The organism is Sphingobacterium suaedae (assembly GCF_042684625.1).
GTDB lineage: Bacteria > Bacteroidota > Bacteroidia > Sphingobacteriales > Sphingobacteriaceae > Sphingobacterium > Sphingobacterium suaedae.
The window spans coordinates 80,784-99,071 of record NZ_JBHULR010000008.1 but is presented as its reverse complement, the minus strand read 5'-3'; the positions used below and the strand labels follow the sequence as shown (position 1 = coordinate 99,071).

The window sequence follows — 18,288 nt, the reverse complement described above, 5'->3', positions numbered from 1 at the left end:
AAATTGACCAATAAGTAGCAGCAATTTTTTTTGTAAAAGGGGCCGTATCAAAATAGCTATTTTGATACGGCCCCTTTTGTTTATTCCTAACAGTATATAAAACAAAAAAATCAGTAAACTACAGCGACAGTATTTCGGAAAAAACATTTACTGACTTTAGGTAGCAAATGTTATAAGAGCGAGCTTCCCACCAAGAGAAGCTAATTTCGTTCTATTTCTTGAATGACTAATGAAGGCTCAGATAAATGTTTTTTTAATTTCCTGATTGGTAGATATGTAAATACAATTGATAGTACGCCTGCAAGAATAGCATCCAGAATAGCCATTGCAGTAGCATTTAATTTATAATGCGTAGACAGACTATATTGTGCCAATAGCAGGCATGCCAACACAAGTAAGCCTGTTACGAAACCATGGACGATACATAGCTTCGTCATAAATCTATTCTTGTCCAGTTCGCTGTTCACGATTAATTCGATGGATTCCTGTTCGATGGCTGCGATCACCCGCTTGATGATATCCATGGTAAGGACGATCGGTAAAAATATGGCCATGGGAAGTGTCAAACGGGCCAAACTTTGAGGTCCAGCAAAAAAATGGGTATATCCAATTTCCTGAAAGCTGGCATAAGCCACCAGGAAATTGAAGAATACATTGGGAAGTATGTAATAAATCGCGCGCTTTCTTAAGAAGCGATTAAGTGTTGTTTTTTTTATTTTCTTGGTTTGAGCAAGTTTTGTCATGTATAATACTATAATGATAAGGCCAAAAAGCCGATAACCTTATCTTTTATTTTAATCGCTTCTTCTTTGGGCAGGAAATCTTCATTGGACATAAACGTAAAATCCATTTGTTGATTAAACGTTGTTGTGACCAAGGTGTTGGAATTCAACCAGGGGAAAGCTACTGTTGGACTGTAGAGGGTTTCCAAGGTGAAATTTTTGTACACATTTGGCATCTGGATTTTACCCATATTGGAAAGTGTGATGTCATGCCCGCCTGGACTAGATTTTAGCATAGTAATCATGCGCTCCACCAGCGGATGCATCTGCTCGCCCATCCAGAGCAGCTCCCAAGCTTTCACCTTTTCCATTTTCTGTGAAAGTTCTGATTTGATGGCATTCGCATTGGCCAAGATATTCTCTTTCCTCTTTTTTAGGGAAAGTTCCACCGTTGGCGCAAATGCGAACATATGATCCTGTTTGATCTCTGGAATAAAATGGCGTATATCAACAGGACTGATTACTTTATTTTTTGCCAACTTACCCCGTACCTCCCTAAAAGCCTGCATAAATGCTGAACATAAGACTGCGTGGACTGAAATACCTAGCATTTTACAGACTTTGGTTAAGGCCACCGTTGTTTCCGTATCCAGTTTCCAATGAATTGCATAGTTCTTCCCTGAATTTCTTTTTCTGCTCTTCCGTTGCAGGAAAAAAAAGAGTCTTGCCAACAGTAAATAGCGTTTAGCTTTACGCGATTTTTTCCGCGGGTCAAAGCCCTGCGGAAGGAAATCATTAACCGATTTAAAAAGTGGGTAGGGCTGGAGTTCCTGATTGGGATTATCCAACAAACTAAGGAGCTCCCGCATCAACGTGACGATACTAGTTCCATCACAGATACAATGCGGCAACATCCAAAGCAGTTCCGATACATCTTCGCCTTTGATCCAGACCAATCGAGCCAGCGGCTTGTTGTCCTTGCTAAATGGATGATACCATTCGCACTCCGATACAATTAGCCAGTCCTGCTCCGTTTTTCGTTCAACGATTTGCAGTGGAATAGATTCCATGCCTTCCTTGACAACAAAATGGGGATGTTTTGTATCCATCATCTCTATAACCGAGCGGAGCAAAGGATGTTTCCCCTGAATTTTTGCCAGGGCATTCCGAATATGTTCTTCAGCAATCTTCCCTTGGATTTTAGCCGTAAATACACAGTTTAAAGGTGTTTCGGGATCAACATACATGATCCTTTCCACCAGCATTAATTTCCGTTCGATCATGATGCTTCCTGATAATCTAATTGCTGTCTGATGCGAGCTATGATCTCATCACGGATCGCCAAGGCTTCTGTTTCAGGTAAATAGCCTTCGCTTCCCACAAAGGAAAAGTCCATTTGCCCCCGATAGGTCGAAGTGACCATCGTCGTCGTATTGCCTAATGGCCCAATAACGGATGGGCTGAAAATGGTCTCCAGGCTGAATTCCTGATATTGATCAGGAATCTGTATGCGCCCCAAGTTTGAAAACATGCAATCGTTGGATGACTTGCCTTGTTTTAACAGCTTAGTGAAGTTCTTCAGTGCATCATGGGCAGACTCCATCACCATCATGGTGATATAGGGATTGAGTTTCGCTGTTTTATATTCAACTTCATCTTGCATCAACCGGAGATTATCCAAAAAGCTTATTTTTTGATTCGATGCCATGACGATCATTAGTCCGAAAGCAAAAATATGATCATCTTTAATTTGTGGCGCAAAACGTCTGATGTCAACAGGACAGGAAACTTTATTGAATGCTGCTGAGCCACGTACTTTTTTAAATGCCTCCAATACTGTTGCACCCAAAAAGGTATTGACGGTTACTCCTGAAGACTTGCAAAGGGAAATCAATTGCTTACTGGTGGTTTCCTCTAGCTTCCAATGGATCAGATAATCATTCTGTCTGTCAATCGCCTTTTTACTGACAGGAATACATTTTATCGCTAAAGCTGCTAGTCTGCCAATGGCTTTTGCCTTAAATCGTTTTTTGCCATTCTGTAGAATATGTGCTGGTACCACATCCTGGATACCGAATATTGGGTTTTCCAGTCCGATGTCCGCAGCAGGATTGTCCAATACCTTTAGAAATTCATACAATAGCGCCATCGCAGAGCCACCATCGCATAGACAGTGATGAAACACAAAGAGCATATCAGAGACTTCTTCACCTTTAATCCAGACAAACCGGATTAAAGGTGTGGCCGTGTAATCAAACGCGGAATGCCACTCCTGTTTAGACTCCTCTTGCCACTGTTCTTCATGCTGTCGCTGTATTATCCTTACCGGAATCGATACGGGGAGTACCGGAATTTGAAACCAAGGCACATTCTGCTCATCATATTGGATGAGCGCCCGTAGCCAGGGATGTTTTTCCTGCAAACGGCTCAAGGCATATTGGATATCTTCTTCGCTGAAAACACCACGTAGACGAAAAGGAATAACCGCGTTGAAGGGCTCAGTTCCATCCCCCAGCAGCATGCGCTCCCCAAACAATAGTTTTCTCTTCATCGCTTAGGTCTGTGCTAAGGTCAAACATTCTTTTTTTACAAAATCTTCCAATAGGGCTACCGCCTTATCGTTGCCACCGGCATTTAGAAAGGTCTTTTGTACCTCTTTGGCAGCATTTCGGTATTTGGGATTTTCCAATAACTCAAACACCGTGTCACGCAGGGCATCGATACGCATCCGTTTGTATCGAATACTCAAACCACCGCCGGCCTGCTCAATGAGTTTAGCCGTATGGAAATGATCATAGGCGATCGGCGTGATCAGCATGGGCAACCCATTTGTAAAGGTATCGTTCACCGTATTGAAACCGCCATGGCAGATGACCATATCCATGTGTGGCATCAGGTCGGATTGTGGGACAAAGCCACTCACAATAAAATTGGATGGCCATTCTTCGAATATCTCTGGCGGAGTTGCAGCAATAATGGTAACGGGTTGATCGGCAAAAGCTTCGATCAGTTTGCCAAAAAATGCTTTTCGGATATCCACGAGCAAGGTGCCTAAAGATACAAATACCTTCGGTGTAGTGCTAGCGGCCAGACGTTCCCAGTCAAAAGGGGTATTATTTGGCCGGCCTTTGACGGGGCCGACAAATTTCATATGTGGCGGTACTGTTTCAAAACCTGCGAATTTTTGTGAGGTGAATATGAGGTTGAGCTGGTGGGAATGTATAAAGATTCCCTCATCATAAATTCCCACGGCCTTTTGGAGATCTTTGATCAGATTTTGCTGCCATTCGAATATTTTAGGTGCATTTTTCGCCGTGTCGCCCATAACATCCGGAGGAACGGGCGTCGTCGTCACACAGGGGATCTGGTGTTTATACGCGAATAACGCTCCCCCAAAAGTAATGCAGTCATTGATGATGACGTCGGGCTGCCATTGGCCACGAACGCGTTCCAATCCGGGCATCATCATTTTCGCGATGGGAACATAGGTTTCTTCCAGTGCGAGTTTCATGACTTCAGGTCCCGAACAGGAAGGACCATCATCCTGTCGTTTTAATAGCTTTTGTAATTCTTCCTGAAATGGTACTAGATCTTCTTCGGGATATATATAACGGCCACCTGTCGGGATATGGTGATCAGCCAGGGGTGTAATGCCAAACCACCGGACTTCATGTCCACGGGCGAGCAGGCTCGCGCCCACACTTAAGGTTGGACTGATATGCCCGAAAAATGGCGGTACTACGATAAGGAACTTCGCCGTGACTTCTGCCCTAGTGTTGATCGGAACTATCACGTTTTCCAATAAGTCCGCGGCAGTTTTTGTCCCGCCGGCATTGATAAAAGAATGGCGGATCGTATGTGCGGCTTCACGATAGGACGGATCATTTAAAATCGAATGGACACTCTCTCTTAAATGATGTGCTTTAAAGCGGTTGAAATTCAAGCGTTCACCGGCTCCGGTCCGGACCACGCGGCCCGCGACATGAGACTGGTCATAGGCGATTGGGATGATCACAAGTGGCAAACCTTGCATTAGCGTTTCGGAAACGGTGTTATGGCCGCCATGGCATACGACCGCATCCAGATGGGGTAACAGATCTAATTGCGGGATTGCTTGATAAACCATGAAGTTTTCAGGCCAGGCATCAAATAATCGCGGGTCCGACACAACCACAACTGTTAAGTCTTCTTCAGCAAAAGCATCAATGACCTTTTGAAAAAATGCTTTCTTATGTTCATGGTCAAAGGTAGTACCGATACTGACCAGAATTTTCTTCCGGTTATTGGCATGAAGTTGATCCCAGTTAAACACAGCCGAAACGCGGCGTTGCGACAGCACTGGACCGGTGAACTGATAGTTTTCCGTAAGGTCCATTTCGCCAAAAAAATAACGGGAGGTTAAGACTAGCGTAAGTAAGTCCGAGCAGTCCAACGGCTTATCGTCCACAACCCCGAGTTCCTGTTGCAGGGCAACAATCTGTTTTTCTTCCCACTCGTGTACTTTCGGAAGCTCGCTGACTATTTTGATCGCAGCAGGAGCAGTAACGGTCGTCGCATACCGGAAACCGAGTTTCTTTGCTGCAATCGCAGCCACAAATAATTGATGGTCACCAATGACCAGATCTGGTGCAAACGCTTCCAATAAGGTTAAAATACCGTTGTAACAATGCCTATTCAAAGGAATCAGTACCTCTTCGTACAGAAATTTGATGCTATCGATACCATAAACGATCTTTTTGGAAATGATATCGAGGTATTGTTCGCTTTCTTTTTTTTCTTCATCCGTCTGGTCATACTGAATAAGCAATAGTCTTCCGCCAGCTGGAAGTTTATCCGTTAAGGTTTTGTCCAGACTGATCCAGGCCACCTCATGTCCTCTTTCCAGTAATTCAGTACCAATGCTCAACGTTGGATTGACATGACCTGTCAATGGGGGGACAACAAACACAAATTTAGCCATGGTTTTGTAATAAAGGTTTAGTTAAAAAATGAACGATAGTTTCAGCTATCTGTACAGGTTCCTGTATCGGAATATTGTGGTCTCCAGGAATCAGTTCAAGCTGAGCGCCTGGGATTTTAGTCTGTAACCATACACCCGTAGGTTTGCAGTTGGAAGTATCACCATACAGCAGTAGGGTTAAGGATAGTAGAACGCTGGTATCCATTTGATGCAGAAAGTATTTTTCCTTGACCATATCCGCTTTGATGCTCGTCTCGTTGAATAAAAATTCGTAGAGACGATGGTTTTTTTCAAACTGCCGCTTACCCATTTTCATTTTCGTTGTATCGGTAAAATTGGCGATGTAATGCTCCAAAAATTCCTTGCTATATTCATCGATAATATTGCGTGCTTTTTCATCCTGTGGGTCTGGAGCCTCGATAACAATTAGCTTTTCCACGCGTTGAGGAACCCGCAATGCTGTCTTGAGTGCGATAAGTCCGCCAAAACTGTATCCCAACAGGTGGACCTTTTGAAGCTGTAGGTGATCCATTAAGGCAATCAGATCGGATGACATATTTTCAAGATCATAACCTTCCAATACGCGCTCACTCATACCATGACTTTTGAGGTCATACATAACGACGTGGAAATGCTGAGCTAGAATAGGTGCAATATTAAAATAGTAAATAGAGAGATTACTGAACATACCGTGGATCAGTACCAGGGTTTGTTCAGCACCTTTGTTCAGTTCTTGTATATGAACTTTCCTATTGTTGACCGTAATTATTGGCATTCGTGGATATAATTGATGATCATGCGGAGGTCAAGATTAATCAACTGGTCCAGATCCATCGAAGATAACCAGCCGGTGAAATCAATCTGCTCACCAAAATGCGCTTTGATTTTCTCTGAAAAAGAAACAATTTCAATACTGTCCATTTCAAGGTCCTTTGTAAAGGAACTTTCGGGGGTGATATCCATCTCCTCTACAAATTCTTCGCCGATAACTTCCGTGATAAAGCCTTTTAGTAAAGCGAATAATTCCTCATGATTTAATTTTAATGTGGTGTTTACAGTGTCCATCCGATAATATAATTTTGGTGTTTGATTGTTTTTATTTCTATTTGATTGATCCAAAGATGATCGCCTTGAATGCGCTCCACTTCGTATTTTTTAGGGTTGCCTTTTAAGCCTGTACCTAAGAATTTGCCATAAGCTTCCTTCGCTACCCAAAAACGGGTTGTCCATTCCGCCTGTTCCCGGCCTCTGAGTAACTCCATTTCTGCATCGGTAAAAACCAGGGGGTAAAAACCGGTACTCCGTTCTGCAATGAGTTCGATATCAATGCCGACCGGCTTGTCCTGCCGGGCAATAGCCACGGCGTCCTTATCTTTATGAGCAAGTGAAACATGGATATCTTTTGTGATATCACCCAAAAGATACGGTTTGCCGACTTCATCGGAGCGGATCTCAAAGGTAATGGGATAAGAGGGGTGGTTTTTCTCACGGCTTAGTAACTGTCGAACTGCATCTTTTACGGCAACACGGCTTACCATCCAACTTTTTCGGCGGTTGGGCAGTAGCTGTTGGTAGTGCTGTTTTTCCGTTTGGTTGAAATAGCGTTTCAGAATAAAGTCCCAGGAAGCAACCCGGCTGTAGGCTTGGTGAAAGAAGAAAACATCCGGTGCGATTTCCGTTGACAGACGGTTGTGCAGTGGCGACATGGACACATTCCATAGTGCTTCGTCGATTTCCAGCCTTCTGTTTTGCCAGCCTCGGATCGCACACCATACTTTCCCATTTCGTTCGAGCATGATGTCGGCGATGGCGAACTCATCGTTGAGCTCAGTCAGCATGCAGGTGCACTCAAACAAACCATCTTGATCATGCATGTTATCGAAAAACTCGATTTCTTTGATTTTAACCGGAAATGCGATGCGATCTTTGGCCAGCGTAAGTTGCAACCATAAACCGAACAACTGTCCAGCATTATCCAATAACGAACCTTTGCCACCATTACCCTTGATCTTGCCTGTGATCCCTTTCTTACCTACAGCCGTCACCGCCACAATGCCCTGATAGGCTGTCCCATGGAACATATGCTTGTCATAGATTTCTTCAGTAGTTCGCGTGATAGATAGTCTCTCACCAATGGAAAGGTCAGCTTGTGGGGGCGCAGGATGTGCTGCAGACAGCGCTACCTCCGCATTTGCAAAATTTTCGATATCCAAATAAGCCAGCTGTGGACCACGCCATTCGCCCTTAACCATTTTTTCAAATGGTTTGGCCACGTTCATCCATTGAAATACACTTACATGCATAATCTTGTGGATCTTGGTTGCGGGTTGTTCTGCCCGTGCGATTTCTGCGAGCAACTCAAAGATCATAGTCATCGGTATGACGGGCTCCATGTCTGCGACTTCCGACCATCCCTTTGGCTGTCGCAACAGACTATGGTCAATCAGGTAGGGGTGACTGTCCAAATTGACCTGCAGCATTTTTTCGAAATGTCTTTCAACCGTTTTTTCTAGAATAGGTGGGGCGGCAACGGCTGTTGTAATACCAGAGACAGTCCGGTTTTGAAAGAGTGTCAATACTTCTTCCTGCATCCGGATCATATCGGCGATATTCTCCTGAAATGCCTGTACCAATGGATGATTGCCCCTTACAGCTGTTCCGGCGGTCAGTTGTGGTTGAACGGTACCAAAAGACTTTCCTAAGCTCTTGACCGCATCAAAATTACGGACGATAGGCGAACCGAGCTGTAGCTTCATGCCTCTGCTTGTCGTCTTTTTTATATGGTTATGTACCGCCAGAAAATCCAGCGCCACTGTTTTTCCTTCTACAAATAAAGCCGCAACGACACGTTGTAGCTGAGCAAGTGCTGAACGTGTTACCACACTGGATGCTAAGGTGCTGAAAGCTTTCCCTTTTAAGGTATCGTCAATAAAACCGATCAGTCCACCAGTACCCACCTGGATGAAGAACCGGACTCCCTCGTCATAAAGTTTTTCCGTTAGTTCGCGGAAACGGACTGGTTGTACAAGGTGTTCGGCACTCAATTGACGGATGGCCCGTTGATCCGAAGGGTAGGGCTTTAATGTCGTTGCCGACCACAAAGGAATCTTGGTTGCCTGAAATTGTACTTTTTCCATGCCCGCCAAAATCAGGTCGAGTTTGTCTGCCACAAAAGGTGAGTGAAAACCCGACTGGAATGGCAGGATCTGATGGAATATCTGTTTCGCTTTCAACTGAGGTACAAGTTCTTCTAAAGCGGTATTGCTACCGCATAGAATGACCTGATGTGGACAGTTGTCATTGGAAACATAAATATTGGGAATTCCAGTAATCAAAGGTGTAATTTCCTGCAGCCCTGTTCCTATGGCAATAAATTTGGAATCCTTGAGTTCAAAAGTCTGCGGGTGAAGTACATCAATCAGATCCTTGACCGAACTTGCTTCCGCCAGTTCCGCAGAATAGCCCGCCAGCCATTCACCTAAGCTATGCCCGGCATTCATGTCCGGATATATTCCCAGTTTTTTTAGGGAATTGTCCAAAATGCTGCAAGAATTGAAAATAGCCAAGGCATCATTCAGCAGTCCTTCACCTTCGGTTTGTATAGGTGCCGTTAGTCCGAAATAACGGCTGACCGAGTCTACTTCACCTTTCGCTAAACCATCTAGGCCCGGAAATACAAAGGCGATCTTACCTCCTTCCTTCAATAATGGGGTCGAGGTATACCAGATGTCCTGTTTGTTGCGCCAAGCTTTATCTTTCGAAACGATTTTGATAGCCTTTTCAATGCGCTCTGGGGTAGGGTCAAATAATGCCAGACGATAATTACCTTCACCTACCGTGTTGTCGTTATTCCGTAAAGCAGAAAGCAATTCCGCATGTGTTGGCCGGGCTAGTAATAGCACTGGATCTTTTTTAGGCATATCATAGCCTGTTAAGACTACATGCGCATTAATACCACCAAAGCCAAAAGCATTTACTGCGGCCACCTTTGGGAGACCTGTCTGTGACCAGCTTTTTGCTTCCTGCACGGGAGCAAATCGCGTTGTCTGCATGTCGGCGGTCGGGTTTTCGCAATAAAGCGTTGGTGGCAATGTATCATGGTATAGGGCCAAACAGGTTTTTATCAGCCCCGCGATTCCTGCAGCCGGCATGGCATGACCAATATTCGATTTGACCGAACCGATTCCAGCCACTGGAGTAGCGTCGTCTTTACCGAAAAATTGCGACAGCGTCTCCAGTTCAGTTTTATCTCCTAATGGTGTACCTGTGCCGTGAGCTTCTAGGTAACCGATCTGTTTTTTATCCAGTTCAGAATTGATCCAGGCTTGTTGTAAAGCTTTTAATTGCCCTTTCACCGATGGACTCATGACGCTGGTGCCATGGCCATCGCTACTCACCCCCACACCTTTGATGACCGCATAGATTTTATCCTGGTCACGTACAGCGTCTTCAAGTCGCTTTAATACAACAAAACCACAGCCTTCACCAATGAGTAAGCCATCGGCATCCATGCTGAAAGGTTTGATTTGCTGTTTGCGCGACAAGGCCCCCAATTGCGCAAAAATGCTCCAAAAAGCAGCATTTTGTCCCGTATGTACTCCGCCTGCAATCATGATGTCACTACGGCCGCGCTGCAGTTCCTGTACTGCATGGTCTACAGCGATCAGGGCGCTGGCACAAGCAGCATCTACAGTAAAGGCCACACCGCCAAGATTGAAGCGGTTGGCCACGAGGGAAGCAACAAGATTGGGAATTAAACCCATAGCCGTATCAGCAGCAAAGCGCCCCTTGCGTTCCTGGAATGCTTGTTTTACCTTTTCGATATCTGCCGCTGGTACCTGTGGTAAAAGCTCGTGTAAAAGGGAGGAAATCTGTTCGCCAGTACGTACGATTTCTATGGCACGGGTAGCCCCCGGGCCAGTATAATTTCCTTTCCCGATCACAATTCCCGCTTTTTCCAAGGACACCTGCTTTTGAAATACGCCAGCATTTTCCAGTGCCTTCTGTACGAGATCAAGCGTTAACAGGTGATCCGGCTCGGTTCCCTCAACGGCGAGCGGTAAAATACCAAAGGCGGTTGGGTCAAACACATAGTCCTTGATAAACCCACCACGTTTGCAATAAAAGCGATCTACAGTCCCCGGACCATCGTTAAAATGGACCGGGTCAATGCGGTCAGCCGGAACGATTTCCGTCGAATCGACCTTATTGATGATATTTTGCCAGAACATATTGGCATCCTGTGCCCCCGGAAAGACACAAGATAAACCAACGATGGCAACATCTGTTTTCTTCATAATCAATGGATATGACGGTTTACCAATTGTTGCCTGACATAATTAACACTTGGCTTTCGGTACCATATCTGATCTCGTTAAGGAAGATTTCTTTCCCCTCTTCCAAAGGAATGAGTGAGATGCCCCGGCGTTCGTATTCTGTCTCCAGTGTCTGCGAAACCATTCCAGCACCTTTCCACGGCCCCCAGTTGATCGAAATAACCTTGCCTTCCAGTCGCTTATTCAATACTTTGGCATAATCATCCAATACGCTGTTTGCTGCCGCATAATCTGTCTGGCCCTTGTTGCCATAAACAGATGCTATACTGGAGAATAAAACGACGAATTGGCAATCCGAACGTAATTGTTCCGCCAATACACGTAAGGGTTTTACTTTGGTGTCAAAGACGCGTCCGAAAGAACTAGTTGTTTTCTGTTTGAATAGTTTATCTTCCAGCAGGCCGGCACCATGGATCACACCATCGAGCTGTCCATACTGTTCATAAATCTGACGGAGCAGGGCCGTTAATGCAGCCTCGTCACAGAGATCCAGAGATTCATAAATGACGGTGTTTCCTAAACGCTCCATATCACGGATCGTCCGTAGGATCTGATTGTTCTTATAGATTCGCAGTGTCTCTTTCTCAATTTGTGCTGGTGCATGGAATAATCCGGATTGAATAAGGTGCGCCCTGATCTGCTCCTTGGAGGTCATTGTTTCCAGTTCTTTCGGGATCGGGGTATCTTTCCTTGGATCTGCCGATCTGCCTACAAGGATGTAGGTACAAGGGTAGGAGGCTGACATATGTTTTACCAGCTCAGCAGTGATCCCCTGCCCTCCGCCAAGTACAAGGACAACAGATTTTTGGTCCAATTGGATTTGTACTTCTTCGCTGCCTGTAGAAAGTGGCGAAGGAATGATATCGACCGTATGCCGCTGATCATTTTTGTAGATAACCTCTACGGTTTTATCGGTTGTCAAGATCTCTTTTAGTGCAATTTCAGCAATTTGATCCGTTTCCTGGGGCGTGCTTAGGCTGATCAATCGACAGTTGGTCTGTTCAAACTCGCGGGCCAGGCTTTTAAACAGGCCTGGGTAACCCTGATAGTGGCGCAAGGCATGTGTATCATTTGTTTTTTCCACATGTGCGGGAATATCTGAAATTAAATAGACCCATTTGGCCCGGTCCAGATCCATCTTTTTGATCAGATCAACCTGGTCGATAATATTATGTTTGATGGTTGCTGAATAGGTATCTGTAATGATCAGCCCATCGAAGACGGCAAGATCCTGTTCTGGATTGACCAGTTCGGCGATGGCACCATGTTTTTCGAGCATGGTTTTGATGGCCAGTGTCTGTTGTCCATGATCTGGAGCAATGGCAAAACGTTTGCCCTGTAGAATTTCTGTATCTTGTGCTGAGGCTGCATCTGCTGGTGACAGGTCAAAACGAAGTCTGGACAAGAGCCTCTGCTCAGGAGCTGTTTCACTAACTTCACTGATCCAGGAAGCAAGACCGTTAAGGGTTTTAATCGCTGCTAAGGTTTCCATTAGATCTTCGGCATGTTCGAGATCCTCCCCAAAACCAATTTTGGTCTTCAGTTCAGCAATGATTTCCATCCGTTTGATCGAGTCTATGCTCAAATCCGCTTCCAGGTCCAAATCCAATCCTAACATTTCTTTGGGATAACCGGTTTTTTCACTGACGATATCCAATATTGCTGTTTGTAATTCCGCAAGGGAGAGCGCAGACTGATTTGATGTTGTGGGGGGTGATACTGCTGTTTGAATGCTGGTTGCTGACTCCGCTGTTGTTCCACTGAACTCGGTTAACCAGGAAACCAGCCCATTTAAGGTTTTTATGGCGGCCAATTGTTCCATGATCGTATCTTCATTGGTATGGTCGAACTTTAGTGTCCCAAGCTCCGTACGTAGGGTGCCGATAATTTCGACCCGCTTGATTGAATCAATGCTGAGATCGGCTTCCAGATCCATTTCCATACCCAACATCTCATGTGGGTAACCGGTCTTGTCGCTTACTACCTGTAACAATAGAGTTTTAATGTCTTTCGTTGCTGTTTGGACAGCTGTTGCGACAGTGGAATTTTCGCTGAGCGGGGGTTGAATCGTAATGGGGCTTGAAAGATCCGCAGTCACATTTGGTGTGGGGCTTGAATAAACAGGCATAGGTGCTACTTGTGGGTTTTGCCCCAAAAAGGAAAGCATGACATCACGTTGCGCCTGGATCAGCATTTTCATGCTGTTTAAATATTCTTGTAGCATACGCTCAGCAGCAGGCTGTGCTTCCGTTGTTGCCACTATAGGGTTGTTAAGGTTACTCATTTTAATGGGGCTTATGATGGGCAATGCACCATTGACAGGTAAAGATCCGGTGGTTGGATGTGCAGCCTGTCCGTTGACACGCCAGATCGTAGGATTTTTCTTATATAAATTTGGTTGATCTAACTGGATAGGTTGAACCTGACGGCCTTCAAAAAGTTTATCAATAGCAAAATTGCGACCAGTTCCCAAATATTGTGCGAGCATACAAAGTAGATGGGTCAATTTGTTGCGGTTGCTGTCCTCTACGTACAGGGTGATCTGATCCTGCTCTAGACAGGATTTGGTTAGGCCCGTCAGTACTTTGCCAGGACCTACTTCGATAAATATCCGTGCGCCATCGGCATACATGGCCTGAAGTTCCTCTACAAATCGGACAGGTTGAACCAAATGTTCCGTCATTCTTGCCTTTATTTCGCTTGCTGAAGTAGGATATAAGCTTGTTGTTGTATTTGACCAAACTGGTAGTCGCATTTCTTGGAATGGAACATCCTTCAACACATTGGCGTAAAGTTGCTTTGACTTAGCGACTAAAGGGCTATGGAAAGCACAGGCCACCTCCAGTTTTTTAGCAGAGACCCGTTCCTGTTTTAATAATTCCATGAGTTTCCCGATAGCTACTGTGCTACCTGCAACAACACATTGCGTCGGAGAATTGTAATTCACTGGATAACAGCCTTCCACACGATTGAGGAGTGCCTTCAGCTGTTCCGCATTTGCGTTAACGGCAACCATGGTGCCGGGATCTCCATTTTCTACCGAATCCAAGAGGGATTGAGCACGCTTGCTGCTCAGTTCGACTAATTGTTCTTCGTCAAATACACCGGCGAAACACAATGCCGGTAATTCGCCATAACTATGGCCAGCCAGCATATCTGGGACGATACCCAGTGATTGGAGGAATTTAGCTAAGGCTAAATCAACAATACCCAAAAGCGGTTGTGCCAGACGAGTATCTTTAATGGTTTCTTTTTGTTGTTTTAAAGAGTCGGCATCAAACGTAGTTGAAGGAAAAAGCACTTTTTCCAATTCTGGATACTGCGAGATAAGCTTTCGCATTTCAGGGAATACCACAAAGAGATCACGCGCCATATTGATGCGTTGACTACCTTGTCCCGGAAATAAAAACGCTGTTTTACCTTCACGTTTATTGACAATAAAAGTGTCTTTGCTTTCAATACCGGATAACACCAGTTCGATTTTCATCATTAGGTCTTCTGCTGTATCAGCAACGATGCTGAGCTGGATCGTTTTTTCAGATGCAACAGCTAAGCTGTAGGCGATATCTTTTAGCGGGAGGCTATCGTTGATATCTAAAAGTGCTTTTACCTGACCCAGTTGCCCCTTTGCTTCGTCATAGCTGTCGCCACGGAAAACGAATAGTTCTGATGGCCAGGATTGCAAAGCAATTGTACTATCTTCCTGCGGATGATTCGCAATAACAGCATGGAAATTTGTTCCGCCAAAACCAAAGGCGCTGATGCCAGCATAACGTCTTTTTTCGCCCCATAAACCAGTTTCAGCATGGAAAGCGAAAGGACTTGTTCGTGCATTATAATAGGCATTCGGCTGTTGGAGGTGAAGTGTTGGTGGTTTTACACCATGAAATACTGCTAGGGAAGCTTTGATCAAGCCTGCCAATCCAGCCGCACATTTGGTGTGGCCGATCTGGGTTTTGACCGAACCTAAATGCGTTTGTGCTGGTAAGGCTCCTGAACGGCTGAATAAATTGGTCAGCGCACTCAGTTCTGTTTTATCACCAACAACTGTTCCTGTACCATGCGCTTCAACCAGACCAACAGATGCTGCACTGATACCCGCTTGATTATAGGCACGTTCCAGTGCGCGTACCTGACCGATTTTTCGGGGAGCGGTGAGGCCTAAGGCTTTACCATCACTGGATCCGCCAACGCCTTTGATAACCGAGTAAATGCGGTCGCCATCACGTACAGCATCTTCATAGCGTTTGAGCACCAATATAGCTACCCCCTCGCCAAGAGCAATCCCATCTGCATCACTGTCAAATGTGGCACATCGTCCTTTACGTGAGAGCGCATGTGTGCTGGAAAACATCAGGTAATCGTTGATTCCATTATGGAGATCCGCTCCACCCGCAAGCACCATATCTGATTTGCCCAAGATGAGTTCCTGACAGGCAAGGTCAATCGCTGCGAGCGATGAGGCACAGGCAGCATCCACCGTGAAATTTCTACCGCCAAGATCCAGTCTGTTTGTGATCCGACCTGCGATAACATTGGCCAGGATACCAGGGAAGGAATCTTCAGTGGTATGTGGTAATGCCTCTTTCACTTCTTCATGCAGTTCACCAAAGACCTGTTTATAGTACCCTCTAAAGCTATAGCTATTGGCAAGATCATTGCCCCCTTCCGCACCGATGATCACGGAAATATTTTCGCGGTTGATTTCTTTTTCGCCATAACCGGCGTTTTCCATCGCACGCTTGGCGACCAGTAACGTCAGCAATTGTGTTGGTTCAATCGCTGCGAGTGACTGGGGTGGGATCCCGAAAGCCAAAGGATCGAAATCAATTTTCGGAATAAAGCCACCCCATTTGGAATGGGAGACATCCGGACCATCTGCGTTGGGTTTGTAGTATAGTTCTTTATTCCAGCGTTCGTCCGGGACTTCGGTTACACTGTCTTTCCCAAGAATAATATTGCGCCAATATTCGTCCAGGTTTTTGGCTCCCGGAAATATACAGTCCATCCCGACAATAGCGACATCCAAAGGCTTTTCGCTTGATAGAGGCTCCTCAGGTAATAGCGCGTTCTGGATATACTGCTGATTATCGATGCCAACATGTTGATGCAGGGAATCTAAAGAGATGACCCGATCATGCATGGTTGCGATTTGACCGATCATATACATGCCGAGATCCAATTGTTTACTTTTCGGGATAGTGACTAATTTGTCACCTTGACGGTCCACGCCTTTGGCTGCGATCCGTAGGCGACCGACGTTTAATTTTTCAAGTTTTTCCCAGACTTCCTTCTTATCGACACCAGCAGCCAATAATTTGGATTTTTCTTGGTTGAAGTGTTGTGCAAAAGCTGTATTCAAGCAACGGGTTTCATGTCCTGGTGCTGTCTCCAGGAGGACCGTATCTTTGGCTTGCATAGCCTGTCTTTGAAACTCTTCTTGAATTGCGCCAGTGCTGACTGCTTCCTGTGTATAGAGATACGCAGTTCCCATCAATACACCGACTTTTACGCCGCGGGCAGCTAAAGGAGCCGCCATAATGGAAACAAATGCTGATGAGAATGCATTGTGGATGCCGCCGGCAAAAAATATGCTGATCTCTTCCGGATGATCTTCTTTTAAGATGCGTTCAATTTGTTTCTCCCAAAGCACAGTGCTGGAAAGAGGACCTACGTGACCACCGCATTCGCGACCTTCGAAAATAAAATTTTTTGCCCCCTCCTTTAGAAACATGTCGAGCAGGGTAGGAGATGGTACGTGTAGAAACGTTGTTATGCCTGCTTTTTCAAATACTTTGGCCTGGGCAGGTCGACCACCGGCAATCAGGACAACGGGTGGTTTAGCTTCCAGAATGTAGGCGGTCTGTTCTTCGCGCAGTTCCTGCGGCGCAAAGCCTAAGATACCCACTCCCCAGTTTTTTTTTCCGGCTAGTTGTTTGGTTTCCATAACCAGGGCTTTGGCCTGTTCACCCCGAAGGAGGGATAGCGCGATAAAAGGAAGCGCGCCCGCTTCCGCTACAGCACTGGCAAAGGCCGGAACATCGCTGACACGGGTCATAGGCCCCTGTGCAATCGGATAATGTAAGCCAAGTTGTTGTGCAAGTACGTTTTTACGGCCTATCGGCTGCAACGCTTTTGCCTGTTTTAAATGACCGTACATGGCTTCCTTGAATCCGAAAACAAGTTTTTTTAGTGTCCTGAAATCTTCGTAGAGATCAATGGCCAAAGAGATATCTTGCCCCATCGGGATATAACTCGTTGCTGGATTCAGATCAGTGAAATAAGATCGGAGTTCAGCTATATCGACCTGATCCGATAAGGCTGGCGAGTTTGGACGTACCAGTACACGGTGGTTGGCGATGATTTTAGTTTCAGTTCCATTTAGTTTTCCACAGAGCTTTTTGAAGTCCTGGGGGACTGAGCTTTCGGGAAAAAGTGCGAGCTGACTATCCAATACAATTCCAGTAGCGCCAAGTGCTTTTGCAGCAGCAGCAGTATGCAGCCCTATGCCGCCCTGTATCCAGACAGGGATGGACTGGATTTCTTTGATAACCCGTTGGAAGAGTACAAAGGTGGATTCGTATCCAACCTGTCCCCCGGCTTCATTCCCTTTTATGATAATTCCTTTTGCGTTAAGCTGTTCCGCTTGTATGGCTTCTTCCAGACTGCTGACCTGATACACTATGGATAGGTGTGGAGCCGTGGGAGCTGGGCTTCCAAAAGGAAGAATGATGACACTTACTTTCTCCGGAATTTCAAGGGATAGAAGTTTATCATTTGGAAAATAAATTCCATAAGTAAATAGAGCAGTCTGATCAAGTTGATTCAGTGCTTCCTGAGCGTTGGCTAAGTTGTGTCCCAAACTTAATACGGGAAATGCACCCGCTTGATGGAGTTTGGGCATCAGATTGGCGTCAGGCTTTTCAAAAGGCGTTAAGCCCATGATGGCATGGTTTTTCATGGTAGTCAGAAGTGAACTAGAAGAAGCATAATTTCATAGTAAATGCTAAACCTTGCGGTATAAAGAACGTTTGTATGTAGTAGCTCGATAAAAATAGTGATTTTGATCATATTTTTAATAATAAAGGTAATTTGATAATGATTTTTTAATAAAAAGTATTTTAAATAAACAAATTAACTTTTTTTTAATCTTGTATCCTGTAAAGAATATACTATTCGTAACTTTTTTTATTCTTGACTTTAAGAGAAATTCCCACTGTAAGGAAACGAGGATACATATGAAATGCCTACATGATTAGGTAATTTCTTT

8 protein-coding genes are annotated in these 18,288 nt (G+C 45.1%); all 8 read right to left on the bottom strand.

Translation table 11 applies throughout. The annotated features are described in order from the left end of the window. Window positions 1-200: 200 nt before the first annotated feature. Genes ACFSR5_RS15535 through ACFSR5_RS15500 form a run of 8 tightly spaced genes read right to left on the bottom strand, consistent with a single transcriptional unit; the run spans window position 201 to window position 17,979 of the window. A complete protein-coding gene (locus ACFSR5_RS15535) occupies window positions 201-743 on the bottom strand; it encodes a hypothetical protein (protein WP_380905377.1) in 543 nt (180 codons plus the stop codon). Between the two features lie 8 nt (window positions 744-751). Further along, window positions 752-2,005: a condensation domain-containing protein gene (locus tag ACFSR5_RS15530; RefSeq protein ID WP_380905376.1), complete on the bottom strand. Its 1,254-nt coding sequence runs from the start codon at window positions 2,003-2,005 to the stop codon at window positions 752-754. Continuing rightward, a complete protein-coding gene (locus tag ACFSR5_RS15525; protein ID WP_380905375.1) occupies window positions 2,002-3,273 on the bottom strand; it encodes a condensation domain-containing protein in 1,272 nt (423 codons plus the stop codon). Before ACFSR5_RS15525 ends, ACFSR5_RS15530 begins: the two co-directional genes overlap by 4 nt. A gap of 3 nt (window positions 3,274-3,276) precedes the next feature. Further along, window positions 3,277-5,682, bottom strand: a complete 2,406-nt coding sequence (locus ACFSR5_RS15520; RefSeq protein ID WP_380905374.1) for a glycosyltransferase — start codon at window positions 5,680-5,682, stop codon at window positions 3,277-3,279. Beyond that, window positions 5,675-6,457 (bottom strand): alpha/beta fold hydrolase, encoded by a 783-nt coding sequence (locus tag ACFSR5_RS15515; RefSeq protein ID WP_380905373.1) that lies wholly within the window; start codon window positions 6,455-6,457, stop codon window positions 5,675-5,677. Before ACFSR5_RS15515 ends, ACFSR5_RS15520 begins: the two co-directional genes overlap by 8 nt. Next, entirely contained in the window at window positions 6,448-6,747 is a 300-nt protein-coding gene (locus ACFSR5_RS15510; RefSeq protein ID WP_380905372.1) for an acyl carrier protein, read from the bottom strand. Before ACFSR5_RS15510 ends, ACFSR5_RS15515 begins: the two co-directional genes overlap by 10 nt. After that, the gene (locus ACFSR5_RS15505) at window positions 6,735-10,979 is read right to left on the bottom strand and encodes a beta-ketoacyl synthase N-terminal-like domain-containing protein (RefSeq protein WP_380905371.1); all 4,245 of its coding nucleotides are present in this window, start codon (window positions 10,977-10,979) and stop codon (window positions 6,735-6,737) included. Before ACFSR5_RS15505 ends, ACFSR5_RS15510 begins: the two co-directional genes overlap by 13 nt. Window positions 10,980-10,998: 19 nt before the next feature. Further along, entirely contained in the window at window positions 10,999-17,979 is a 6,981-nt protein-coding gene (locus ACFSR5_RS15500; protein ID WP_380905370.1) for an SDR family NAD(P)-dependent oxidoreductase, read from the bottom strand. Between the last annotated feature and the right edge of the window lie 309 nt (window positions 17,980-18,288).

Bases quoted from the DNA above. Each gene is read 5' to 3' on its own strand.
- ACFSR5_RS15535 (WP_380905377.1), bottom strand. From the start codon at position 743: ATGACAAAACTTGCTCAAACCAAGAAAATAAAAAAAACAACACTTAAT.
- ACFSR5_RS15530 (WP_380905376.1), bottom strand. From the start codon at position 2,005: ATGATCGAACGGAAATTAATGCTGGTGGAAAGGATCATGTATGTTGAT.
- ACFSR5_RS15525 (WP_380905375.1), bottom strand. From the start codon at position 3,273: ATGAAGAGAAAACTATTGTTTGGGGAGCGCATGCTGCTGGGGGATGGA.
- ACFSR5_RS15520 (WP_380905374.1), bottom strand. From the start codon at position 5,682: ATGGCTAAATTTGTGTTTGTTGTCCCCCCATTGACAGGTCATGTCAAT.
- ACFSR5_RS15515 (WP_380905373.1), bottom strand. From the start codon at position 6,457: ATGCCAATAATTACGGTCAACAATAGGAAAGTTCATATACAAGAACTG.
- ACFSR5_RS15510 (WP_380905372.1), bottom strand. From the start codon at position 6,747: ATGGACACTGTAAACACCACATTAAAATTAAATCATGAGGAATTATTC.
- ACFSR5_RS15505 (WP_380905371.1), bottom strand. From the start codon at position 10,979: ATGAAGAAAACAGATGTTGCCATCGTTGGTTTATCTTGTGTCTTTCCG.
- ACFSR5_RS15500 (WP_380905370.1), bottom strand. From the start codon at position 17,979: ATGAAAAACCATGCCATCATGGGCTTAACGCCTTTTGAAAAGCCTGAC.